This is a genomic window from Stenotrophomonas sp. YJH_SMC_81 (assembly GCF_059370875.1).
On the sequence record NZ_JCAFUB010000004.1, the window covers coordinates 41,862 to 52,964 of the forward strand.

An 11,103-nucleotide genomic window follows, 5' to 3' on the forward strand; every position below is an offset into this window, starting at 1 on the left:
GGGCGCGTAGGGTACTACGCTCAGCGGATCTGCAGGGTCAGCAGGAAGTAGCGGCCGAGTGGATCGTCCAGCCCCGGCATCTGGCCGCCATTGCCGACCAGGTAGTTCACCGGTTGCGTGTCGAGCACGTTGTGCACGTCCAGCGCGGCGACCACGCGCGGCCCCAGCCGCCTTGCCAGATGCAGGTTCCAGCGCAGCTGCCGCGGATTCATGCAATGGTTCTGCTCGCGCTGTTCTTCCGGGCACTCCGCACCGGGCAGCCAGGCACGCGTGCGTCCCACCTGGTTGCCGCGCAGGGCGATGTCCCAGTTGCTGTTCTGCCACTGCACATTGAGCACGGCGGCCATTGCTGGCGTGACATGGCCACGCAGGTCCACCGTCGCTTCGTGGCCACGCTCGCGGCGCAGTTCCTGCTGTTTCAATGCATCGACGGAGAACAGCCACTGGCCGGTGCTGCCGGTGTCGATGTGGTACTCCCCGCGCAGAACAAGGTTGCGCGACGTGGTGCGGCCGATGTTGTCGAAGGACAGGCGCAGGTTGTACAGGCGTCCATCCTCGTCCAGCTCCCAGGTGCTGCGGTTCCACACCGCATCGGCCGGTTGCAGGGCCAGGATTTCATTGCGCAGTTCGACGATGTTGTGGGTCAGCGACAGTGAAAACGCATCGGTCGGTGTCCAGGTCGCACCCAGGGAATGACTGCGCGACCGCTCCGCTTTCAGCGCATCGTTCTCCACCACGTCCACGGTTACGCTGCAGCGTCCGTTGCCGTTGCTCTGCGCGCAGTCGGGCAGTGCACTGGAGGCGGGTAGTTCGATCGCGCCGAAATAGCCCGGCGGCCGCCGTTGCTCGAACAGGCTGGGGGCCCGGTAGCCGCGCCCGGTGGCAAGCAGGAATGACCACTGCGGTGTCGGGCTCCAGCGTACGCCCACGCGGGGCGAGAAAGCCTGGTAACCGCCATCGCGGTCCCAGCGTGCTGCCAGGTCCATACGCAGCGTGCGCGCCAATGGCAGGCCGAGTTCGGCGTAGGCACCGCCACTGCGGCGTGACAGGTGGCGTTGTTCCTGTGGCAGACCCAGCGCCAGGTCGCCCTGGCTCAGCAGCGCGTCGGGATGCGACGTCCAGCGTTCCTGGCGCAGGTCGATGCCGGTGGCCACTTGTGCAGCACCGCCGGCCAATGGCATCAACTCGCGCTGCATGCCCCACCAGCCCTGCCACTGCTCGGTGCGCCCGCGGTTGCGGATCGACGGGAACAACTGCGCGGCGGTCTCTGCCGGCAATGAGGTGAAGCCGGGCAGGAAATCCAGCGTCTCGGCCGCGCGCAGCAGTGGTTGGGCGCGCACGGTGCCGGACGTCGTCAGAGTGACATCGCTGCGCTGTGCGCTGATGCCGGCATCCCAGCTGCGGCGGCCCTGGTCGTGGCCGATGCCGAAGGTGACGTCGGCATCGGTGGCACGTACATGCGGACGCACGTTGCCGGCTTCGCGCAGCACGCTGTTGAAGGTGAACCCATAAAGTCCGATGGCTACGGCGGTCGGGCCGAGGTCGAAGCGCTGCCGGTTGTGGCTGGCCCGCGCCTCGGCGTAGGCATAGCGACCCTCGCCGCGCTCATGCCGATAGCGCAGGTAGGCCGAGGCGGTGTCCGAGGCCGGTTGCAGCGAACGCGGGCGTGCGCTGTCGAACCAGCAGGCACCATCGCGCCGTTTCAATGGCCCTTCGCAGCGCGTTGCCGGCCAGTAGCGCCCATCGCGGAACGCGCCGATCAGGTACTGCGAGGTTTCCGCATGCCATTTGCGGCGATCGCCGGCCACGTGGTCGATGCGATGCAGGTCGATGCCAGCGAACCAGCGGTCCCCTCCGTCGCGCACGCCACCGGTGGCCGCCTGCAGGCGATACTGGCCGGCGTCGCCGCGCCCGCTCAGGCCGGTCTGCAGCATGGCTTCAGGGCCATCGGCCTGGTCACGCAGGATGATGTTGACCACGCCGGACATCGCGTCGGCACCATAGATGGCCGACGCACCGCCACGCACCAGTTCGATGCGCTCGACGAAGCTGAGCGGGATGCCCCCCAGGTCGGTGAGTCCGCCCTGTTCCAGCGACACCATCGGATAGCGTGGCAGGCGCCGGCCATTGACCAGGAACAAGGTCGCACGCGGTCCCATGCCGTCCAGGCTGGTGGTGGTGGCCGCACCCACCGGCAGGTACTGCGAGTCGCCACTGCGCGAGGTGCTCATTGCCGGGTGGCCGTTCATGCCCGGCAAGTGCCGCAGCAGGTCGAACAGGCTGCCGTAACCGCTGCGCAGGATGTCATCGCGGTCGATGATGGTCACCGGCAGCGTGGTCTGCACGGAGGTGCGCGGCAGCCGGCTGCCGGTGACATGGATCGGCGCCAGCTCGACCTGCGGTGGCGTCTCGGGCACCCTGCCCGGCGACGGTGCCGCGGGCATCGCACGCGTCGCGACCGGCGGGGGCGATGGCGGTGCTGGCCGGGTGCGGCGGACGACGAATCCGCCGGCAGGCGTGCGCAGGATGGTCACCGGCATGCCGGCGACCAGTTCCTTCAGGGCCGCGGCCGCATCGCGTTGGCCATGGGTGCCGGCCGTACGCAGGCCATCCAGTTCACGCGCATCGAACAGCAGGGCGATGCCACTCTGGCGCGCCCATTGCTGCAGGGCAGGTGCGAGCGGGCCTGAACCCACATCGACCTCCAGGGTGCCGGCCTGTTCGGCTGCATCGGCAGAGGGCAGCGCGGCAAAGCTCAGCGCGAAGCAGAACAGGGTGCGGAGCAGCCCCTCCCGCAGCGCGCCCGGTACTGCCTTCACTGCAGGCCTCCTCAGTACGTGCGGCGCAGTTCCAGCGCGCCATCCGGTCGCGTCTGGCCAGCCACCGACCAGCCCAGTTCCAGCGCCGACAGCAGTTCCTGCGCATCGCCGGCACGGAAGGTGCCACTCACGGCCAGGCTGGCGATCTCGGGATCGGCGATCACCAGCGGCGTGCGACCGTAGCGGTTCATGCGCTCGACCACGATCGACAGCGGCGTGGCATCGAACACCAGCTGCCCTTGCAGCCAGCCTTCGGCAGCGGCATTGGACGACAGCGCCGGGCCGGGCTGGAAGCGGCCCGAGGGCAGCACCTGCAGCTGCTGGCCGGGTGCCAGGGTGTGCTGGGCCCCGCCATTGCTGACTTCCACCGCACCTTCCAGTAGCGCGACTTCGACCAGGCCGTCGTTCAGGCGCTCCACCTGGAAGGTGGTGCCGATGTCGCGGATGGTGCTGTCGCCGGCGCGCAGCTGCAGCGCCTTGCTCGACGGTGCGACCTGCAGCTGCAGGCGGCCCCGTTCCAGCACCAGGTTGCGATGGCGCCAACCGAATCGGGCGTGCAGCGTGGTGCCCGCATCCAGCGTGGCCACGCTGCCATCGGCCAGCGTCTGCTGCCGGGGCTGGTGGGAATCGTTGGCATAGCGCAGCGCTGTGGGGTTGCCGTCGATGGCGACCATCCAGCCGATCCCGATGGCCAGGCAGACGCCTGCGGCGGCGGCCACTGCCGGCAGCCAGCGACGCTGCGCCGGCCGTGCCGCACGTGCTGCGGCGGTGCGCAGCCACGGGTCGGCGGCCAGTTCTTCGCCCCGCTGGAACAGGGTCTCGGCCTGGATCCAGGCGCTGACATGGGCCGGGTCCTCGGCCAGCCAGTCCTCGAACGCCTCGCGCTCGCCCGCCGTGCAGTCCGGAGCCTCCAGCCGCGCCACCCAGGCGCTGGCGCGTTCAAACAGCAGGGTGTCTTCCCTGGGTCTGGCGTGACTCATCCGTTGTCCCTGTCGTTGTGCAGCGGATCCGATCCGAGTTCCTGGCGCAGGCCCTGCAGGGCGCGGGCGATATGTTTTTCCACGGTCTTGGCGGTGATTCCACAGTGCCGCGCGATCTGCGTATAGCTCATGCCGGTGATCCGGTTGAGCAGGTACACCTCGCGCGCGCGCTCGGGCAGCTTGAACAGGGCCTGCCGCAGCAGGGACAGCATCTGCCCGGACTCGGCCTGGCGCAATGGATCGGGCGACGTGCTGGAGGGCTCGTCGCCGCCATCGTGTTCGGCGAGGGACAGGTGTGGCCGCGACTGCGACGAGCGGCCGCGGTCTGCCAGGCGGTTGCGGGCGATACGATACAGCAGCAACCGCAGCTCGTCGGCACTGTGCGCGCGATAGCGGATCAGCCGCTCCATGCAGTCCTGCGCGATGTCCTCGGCATCCTCCGGCCCAACGCCGCGCGTGCGCAGGAAAGCGCACAACGGCGCGCGCTCTTCCCGTACGAACGCAATGAACGCGTCCGCCGGCACGGACAGGTCCGGCGCGCGATGGATCAGAGGAGAGGGGGCGGACAGGGCTGGCCTCGGGCGTCGGTGGCGGGTGCGTCTTCGAGTTTTACGCGACGATGACCGGATGGGGAAGAGTGTGCATGGCCCCTGATTCCATTGTGAATGCATTCATGTTTCGGGGCCTGGTGCGCTGGGGGAGTTTGCGCCGCCCGGACGTTGAACTCCTGACCCGTGTGTTGCGGGTGGAGAGAGAACACATGAAGCATTCGAAGTTGAGCCTGGCCTTGGCCGGGCTGATGGGCATCACCGCCATGGCGGCGGTTGATGACGTCATGGCAATGAATTATCACGTGCGGGACGATCGCGTCTTCCTCAGCGGCGGCGTCACCGTTGCCGATGTGGTGGCGCTGCCCGCGCTGCTGGCCAAGGCACAGGCTGAAGGCCGTCCGATCCGCGAGGTCGTGCTGCGCACATCCAATGGTGGCGCGCTGATCGCCGGCGAGTGGCTGCAGGCGGTGATCCGCACCCAGGGCCTGGACACCATCGTGTCCGGCCACTGCATCTCGTCCTGCTCGATCATGCAGTCCGGTGGCGTCAACCGTTACCTCGGCGGCGATCTGCCACTGGTCGACTCGGTGCAGATCCATGCCGCCAGCAGTGGCGGCAAGATCACCTATGCGCCGTCAGCGCGCATGACCCAGATCTACACAGGCAACTACGGCGGCGGGATGGATGCGGGCCTGTTGCACAAGGCGCTGTATGAAGTGGTTCAACCCAATGGCCTGCTGGTATTCCGCGACCCGGCGCGCACCACGGGTACGTCGGTCACCTTCGATCCGGATGGCAGCGGCAGCAAGCTGGAGTCGTTCCCGGGCCAGGACATCCGCGGCAACAACATCATCAACACGGCAGGCTATCGCGATCCGGGCGACACCCTCCGTGTCACCAGCAACGTCAGCGGCGACATCAACCCGGGCTACCTGCGCACCGCGCGCCAGCTGCAGGCCTTCGTCGACGACGATTTCGCGCGCTGGAACACCGACTGGGCCAGCACCTACATCAACTACGCGGTGAGCCTGTACAACGTCTCCACGCGGGGGCCGAACGGCATCGGCACGCAGTCGCTGCAACAGCTGCTCGCCGATCCCGACCTCCAGGAAGAGCTGCGCGGCCAGTTGCGGCTGGCCGATCTGGATGCGTCCACCCTGGCCAGTTCGGCGGGCGTGATCCGTGTCAGCAACGGCGCCACCTGGCGCACCGCCGAAACCACCGGCGCCGATTTCATTCTGGTGGACAACGGCACCATCGCACTGGAGGGTGGTGCGATGCGCACCCCCGAGCTGCGGGTGATGCCGGGCAGCATCGTGGTTGGCCATGGCGATATCGCATCGGTCGGCACCGACAGCGATGCGTTGCTGGATGGCACCGGCCCGTCCTACCGCGAAGACGGCTTCAACCGCCTGCGCGTGTTCGGCACGCTGATGCCGCGTGGTGGTGATCTGGTGACCCACGGCTACGTCAACATCATGCCCGGCGGGCAGGTGCTGTTCGACGTTACCGAAGCCGGTGGTACCGGCAGTGGCCGCCTGCGCGTGGGCAGCTTCTACGATGGCGGCTCCGAGGAGGGTGCGCTGGTGATCGCGCAGGGCGCACACCTGGCGTTGAACGTGGCCCAGGGCTTCTATGCCGGTGGCTACCGTCGCGACCTGGTGGAAGGACCGATCTACCAGGGGGGCTTCCAGGATGCCCTGCGGCTGGGCGATGCCGGTTACAGCGCCAGCATCACGGCCGGTGAAGTGTTCCGCCCGCGCCACAATTCGCTGCTCAGCTTCAACGTCAACCAGACCGCCGACGGCCTGTGGCTGACCGCCAACCCGGGCTTCGACCAGCTGGGCCTGTTCGCCAACGGCACCTCCGGCGACGGCCTGGGGCGCGCGCTGGCCGCTGCAGCGGACCGCCAGGACAGCGGCCTGAAGTCGTTGCTCGGCGCGCTGCAGTTCAGCGACCGCGATGTGATCGCACAGCAGGCTGGCGCCCTGCGCGGTGATGCGCATGCCAGCCTGCGCCTGGCCGACAATGCACTGATCGGCAGCATCGGCAACGTGGTGCAGCAGCACCAGGCAGCGATGCGCAGTGGCGGCGATGCAGACGGGTTGGCTTCGCAGGCGGCGCAGTCGGTGTCGGCGCAGCCGGGCATGCGCCATGGCAGCCTGTTCAACCAGCTGGCCATGCATCTGGTCGAGCCGGCGGGCGAGGGTGCCGGCGACAGCGGCGTAGCGGGTCGCAGCCGTGGCCTGTGGGCGCGCGGTTTCGCCAGCCATGGCCGCATCGATGCCGACGGCGGCGTGGCCGGCCTGAGCCACAACATCGGTGGCATCGTGGTCGGTGCCGACACCCGCGTGGCCGATGACCGCGTCACCCTTGGCGTCAGCGTGGCAGCGGCCGACATGTCGACCAAGGCCAGCGATGGCTCCGAATTCAGCGGAGACGTGCGCGCGCTGGACGTGGGGGGCTATCTGGACGCGACCTATTCGCGGGGCTATCTGTCGGCGGCCGTGCGCTACACCGACCTGCGGCATGACACCCGCCGCGGTGTCGGCGGCATTGATGGGCTGCAGCAGCCTCTGCGCGCGAAGTACAGCAACGATGCGATCTCCGCACGTGTTGAACATGCGTTCTCGTTCACCACCGGCAATGGCCTGGTGATCCAGCCGCTGCTGCCGGTGGTGGACTACGCGCGCACTTCGGCCACCCGCTTCAACGAGGGGCAGGGCGCCGGTGCGCTGGTTGGCCGCAGTGGCAGCCTGGAGAGCATTCGTGTGGGTGCGGGCCTGCAGCTGTTCAAGACCTTCGAAGGCAACAACGGCGAGCGCATCACCCCGCGCGCGCGCGTGGTCTGGCAGAAGGAGCTGGGTGACGCCCAGGCCCGCTACAGCACCGGCTTCGCCGCAGCTCCGGACCTGCTGTTCGGTGCCAGCAGCCAGGCCGTGGGTGAGCAGGTGCTGGCCTGGAATCTGGGCGTGACCAGCCGTGCCAGCGAGCGCCTGTCGATCATGGCCGACTACGTGGGCGAACGCCGCGATGGGCAGATCCAGAACGGCGTGATGCTGGGCCTGGGCTACCGGTTCTAAAGGGCACTCGGCCCCGGCGATATCCGTATCGCCGGGGCCATCCCATCAGGGCAGGTGCTGCGGTATGGTCGGCAGGGAATTCCCGCCAGGCCCGCCCATGCAGATCGCCGTTTTCAGTGCCCGCCCCTACGATCGTCGCTTCCTCGACGAGGCCAACCAGCGCGATGCGGCCGGGCAGGGCTTTGCATTCGTGTACTTCGATGCCGCGCTGGACGTGCATACCGCTGCGTTGGCACAGGACTGCGCCGCGGTATGCGTGTTCGTCAATGACCGCCTCGACGCGCCGGTACTGCACGCGCTGCATGCCTTGGGCGTGCGCGCCGTGCTGCTGCGCTGCGCCGGCTTCAACAATGTGGACCTGGCAGCTGCCAAAGCGCAGGGCCTGTTCGTCGCGCGGGTGCCGGCCTATTCCCCCGAAGCCGTGGCCGAGCACGCGCTGGCGCTGGTGATGACGCTCAACCGGCAGACCCATCGCGCCTACAATCGCGTGCGCGAGGGCAACTTCATGCTCGATGGCCTGCTCGGCCGCACCCTGCATGGGCGCACGGTCGGCATCGTCGGCACCGGCAAGATCGGCCTGGCTACCGCGCGCATCTTCCGCGGCATGGGCTGCACCGTGCTGGGGCATGACCCGTATCCATCGCCGGCCTTCGCCGGCGTGGGCGACATGGTTGGGCTGGATGAACTGCTGGCGCGCGCCGATATCGTGTCGCTGCATTGCCCGCTGACACCCGATACCCAGCATCTGATCAACGACGCCTCGCTGGCGCGGATGAAGACCGGCGCGATGCTGGTCAACACCTCGCGCGGCGGGCTGGTCGATACCCATGCGGTGATCCGCGCGCTGAAGTCGCGGCGGCTGGGTCACCTGGCCATCGACGTCTACGAGCAGGAAAGCGCGCTGTTCTTCCAGGACCTCTCCGGCGAGATCATCGACGACGAAGTCTTCCAGCGCCTGATGACCTTCCCCAACGTGCTGGTGACCGGCCACCAGGGCTTCTTCACCGTAGAGGCGCTGCAGGAGATATCGGCAATCACGCTGGGGAACCTGCGGGATTTCGCCGAGGGGCGGGTGTGTGCGAACCGAGTGGAGGCGGGCTGAGCCAGATGGATTGACCGTCGGGGCGCGCAGCCCGTAAAATCGCGTGCTCCGCCGGAATAGCTCAGTTGGTAGAGCGGCGCATTCGTAATGCGTAGGTCGCAGGTTCGACTCCTGTTTCCGGCACCAGTTGTAGAAAAGCCCCGGCCTTTGGTCGGGGCTTTTTGTTTGGCCGATTAGCGGCGCGACGCCATCAACGCCGCGTCATACCCGCATCCTTCGCCAGCCACCACGCCAGCTGCCGGAGATAACCACCTGCTGCTCCCGCCGATGCGCCGATCATCAGGCGTGCAAGCACTCTGATCCCGCGCGCGGCCCGCTCCCGCACCCGAGGCAGTACCGCCACCACCTGCGCACCCAGCAACAGCATCAGCACGTCCAGCCCCAGCGCATCCACCACCGGCAGCAACGGCAGCAGATCCGGATTGCAGGCCAGCACGATCACCAGCGCAGCACCCAGCACGGCCATCAGGCGGCGCCCGGCGGGCAGGGTGGTCCAGTGCAGCAGCCGGCTGATCAGGCGCATGGCATTCCTTGTGTCATCTGCGGGAATCCTCATCAGGCCTGATCGGCCGCACCGGCTGCCGCAGCACGGTTTTCAACCGCGCTGCGTCGGTCCTGCGCGGGTCGCTCAGGTAGATCTCATGATGGGGGCCGGCAAAGGTGTATCCCAGTGCGGGCATTACTTCGTCATGCAGCTGCGCCAGGATGGGGCCTTCGTCGTCGTAGGCGCCCACGTGCAAGGTCTGCAGGCTGGGGCCCTCGGCAAGGAGTTCATGGCGAAGGCTGGGCGGAGCCTCTCCCAGCTTCGTGCGCGCCTTGCTGATCGCGGACTGCCACTGTGCAGGGCCGATGCCCTCGGGCGTGCGGATCATTACGGTCCAGGCCCACTCATCCTTGCGCCGCGCGGCGAAGCTGGCCGGGTCCTCGGCGCTCCACAGCGCTTCCAGCGGTGGCACCACGTAGTCGCGCCCTTCGGCCTTCAGCGCGAACTTCAGTGCATAGCTCACCGAATACAGCCACTGCACGGCCTGCAGGTAGGCGGGGGCCGTGTTCGGGTCGCCGCGACCATCGACCATCACGTAGGGCAGGGGCGGTACGTCCACGGTCACGAACCGGCCCATCGGGGCCTGATAGAGCGCCCGGTCGCGCTTCCTGAAGTCGATCTTGTCCACGGGCCTTCCTCCTGCGCCGAGCATCCCACGCCAGGCACCTGCCAGCACGCCTGAACAGGTTCAGATGACTTTGCCGAACGAGGGCGGAGCGCCGGCCACCACTCGATGCTAGGATGCCGCCCCCGGCTGTTTTGCCCGCCGCGCCTGCGCGGTGCGACAACGTGTCGCAGCCAGAATCGGGCCTTTCCTGCGCTCGATCATTGTCAATGCCTTTCTTAAATGGTGGGTGACGGCCTAAAATTGAAAGGCTGACTCGCCCCCACCTCCCTGCCTGTCTTCCGGACCGGTGGGACCGGCTTTGGCTGGAACAGGCAGGGACGGGGAACGGCATTCCCTCGCAATTGGATCGACCGATGATTCCGTTGAAAACCCTTGGGCGCTGGTTGCGCCCGGGCCTGCTGCTGTCGTTGCTGGTGATGCTCACCGGCTGCGATGCCGTGGCCATCCTCAGTCCGAAGGGCCAGATCGGCCAGGATGAGAAGACCCTGCTGATCACGGCCACCGTGCTCATGCTGCTGGTCGTCATCCCGGTCATCATCATGACCCTGACGTTCGCGTGGAAGTATCGCGCCTCCAACACCAAGGCCCGTTACGAGCCGAAGTGGTCCCACTCGACGGCGATCGAGGTGGTGGTGTGGTCCATTCCCTGCATGATCGTGCTGGTGCTGGCGGTCCTGACCTGGCGTTCGTCGCACGCACTGGACCCGTACCGTCCGCTGGATTCGGACGTCAAGCCGGTCACCATCGAGGCGATCTCGCTGGACTGGAAGTGGCTGTTCATCTATCCGGAAGAGAAGGTGGCGGTCGTCAACGAAATCAAGTTCCCGGTCAACACGCCGCTGAACTTCAAGATCACGTCCGATTCGGTGATGAATGCATTCTTCATCCCGCACCTGGGCAGCATGATCTACTCGATGGCTGCGATGGAGACCAAGCTCCACCTGATCGCCAACGAGACCGGTGAATTCCCGGGCATGTCCTCGCACTACAGCGGCGCGGGCTTCGCCAAGATGCACTTCACCGCCTACTCGGTCACCGATGCCGAGTACCGCCAGTGGCTGGACCAGGTCCGCGCCGGCGAGCAGACCCTGGACAAGGCCTCGTTCAAGGCCCTGGGTGAAGCACGCAACGCCGAGTGGTATCCGGTCACTTACTTCGGCAAGACCGAAGAAGGCCTGTTCGACTGGGTCATCGCCAAGCACATGGGCGACAACAAGCATTACGGCATGAAGCACTCGCATGCCGGTGCCGCCGCTGCCGATGCCGCCACCCATGAAGCGCACGAGGGCCACGCCCCGAGTGACGCGCATGATTCCAAGGAATCGGGTGAAAACCTGGATGCCACCGAACACGAACACGCAGGCCATGCCGGCCACGCGGGTTCGGGAGAATGAAC

Annotated in this window: 8 protein-coding genes and 1 tRNA gene; 4 read left to right on the forward strand and 5 right to left on the reverse strand. The window is 67.3% G+C overall.

Translation table 11 applies throughout. The annotated features are described in order from the left end of the window. Window positions 1-20 precede the first annotated feature (20 nt). Genes AC5P8U_RS09705 through AC5P8U_RS09715 form a run of 3 tightly spaced genes read right to left on the reverse strand, consistent with a single transcriptional unit; the run spans window position 21 to window position 4,323 of the window. Window positions 21-2,819, reverse strand: a complete 2,799-nt coding sequence (locus AC5P8U_RS09705) for a TonB-dependent receptor plug domain-containing protein (protein ID WP_088496451.1) — start codon at window positions 2,817-2,819, stop codon at window positions 21-23. A gap of 11 nt (window positions 2,820-2,830) precedes the next feature. Continuing rightward, complete coding sequence (locus AC5P8U_RS09710; RefSeq protein ID WP_072166911.1) at window positions 2,831-3,799, reverse strand: FecR family protein; 969 nt, start codon at window positions 3,797-3,799, stop codon at window positions 2,831-2,833. After that, the gene (locus AC5P8U_RS09715; RefSeq protein ID WP_088496450.1) at window positions 3,796-4,323 is read right to left on the reverse strand and encodes an RNA polymerase sigma factor; all 528 of its coding nucleotides are present in this window, start codon (window positions 4,321-4,323) and stop codon (window positions 3,796-3,798) included. The genes AC5P8U_RS09710 and AC5P8U_RS09715 overlap by 4 nt, the downstream gene beginning before the upstream one ends. 236 nt (window positions 4,324-4,559) lie before the next feature. Here AC5P8U_RS09715 and AC5P8U_RS09720 point away from each other — a divergent pair, with 236 nt between their 5' ends. The 3 genes from AC5P8U_RS09720 to AC5P8U_RS09730 all read left to right on the forward strand — a co-directional run bounded on the left by AC5P8U_RS09720 (window position 4,560) and on the right by AC5P8U_RS09730 (window position 8,661). After that, on the forward strand, window positions 4,560-7,433 hold the full coding sequence (locus AC5P8U_RS09720; protein ID WP_447897430.1) for an autotransporter domain-containing protein: 2,874 nt from the start codon (window positions 4,560-4,562) through the stop codon (window positions 7,431-7,433). A 97-nt stretch (window positions 7,434-7,530) separates the two neighbouring features. Continuing rightward, entirely contained in the window at window positions 7,531-8,535 is a 1,005-nt protein-coding gene (locus tag AC5P8U_RS09725) for a 2-hydroxyacid dehydrogenase (RefSeq protein WP_495214132.1), read from the forward strand. A 50-nt stretch (window positions 8,536-8,585) separates the two neighbouring features. After that, window positions 8,586-8,661: transfer RNA gene (locus AC5P8U_RS09730), tRNA-Thr, on the forward strand. A gap of 64 nt (window positions 8,662-8,725) precedes the next feature. Here the strand turns inward: AC5P8U_RS09730 and AC5P8U_RS09735 are convergent. Both AC5P8U_RS09735 and AC5P8U_RS09740 read right to left on the reverse strand, forming a co-directional pair. After that, on the reverse strand, window positions 8,726-9,058 hold the full coding sequence (locus AC5P8U_RS09735; RefSeq protein ID WP_188241173.1) for a hypothetical protein: 333 nt from the start codon (window positions 9,056-9,058) through the stop codon (window positions 8,726-8,728). Window positions 9,059-9,071: 13 nt separating this feature from the next. Continuing rightward, window positions 9,072-9,707: a GyrI-like domain-containing protein gene (locus AC5P8U_RS09740; protein ID WP_447897429.1), complete on the reverse strand. Its 636-nt coding sequence runs from the start codon at window positions 9,705-9,707 to the stop codon at window positions 9,072-9,074. Between the two features lie 353 nt (window positions 9,708-10,060). Here AC5P8U_RS09740 and cyoA point away from each other — a divergent pair, with 353 nt between their 5' ends. Continuing rightward, window positions 10,061-11,101, forward strand: coding sequence for a ubiquinol oxidase subunit II (cyoA, locus tag AC5P8U_RS09745; RefSeq protein WP_005415723.1), 1,041 nt, complete (start codon window positions 10,061-10,063; stop codon window positions 11,099-11,101). The last annotated feature ends 2 nt before the right edge of the window (window positions 11,102-11,103 follow it).

Bases quoted from the DNA above. Each gene is read 5' to 3' on its own strand.
- AC5P8U_RS09720 (WP_447897430.1), top strand. From the start codon at position 4,560: ATGAAGCATTCGAAGTTGAGCCTGGCCTTGGCCGGGCTGATGGGCATC.
- AC5P8U_RS09710 (WP_072166911.1), bottom strand. From the start codon at position 3,799: ATGAGTCACGCCAGACCCAGGGAAGACACCCTGCTGTTTGAACGCGCC.
- cyoA (WP_005415723.1), top strand. From the start codon at position 10,061: ATGATTCCGTTGAAAACCCTTGGGCGCTGGTTGCGCCCGGGCCTGCTG.
- AC5P8U_RS09725 (WP_495214132.1), top strand. From the start codon at position 7,531: ATGCAGATCGCCGTTTTCAGTGCCCGCCCCTACGATCGTCGCTTCCTC.
- AC5P8U_RS09735 (WP_188241173.1), bottom strand. From the start codon at position 9,058: ATGCGCCTGATCAGCCGGCTGCTGCACTGGACCACCCTGCCCGCCGGG.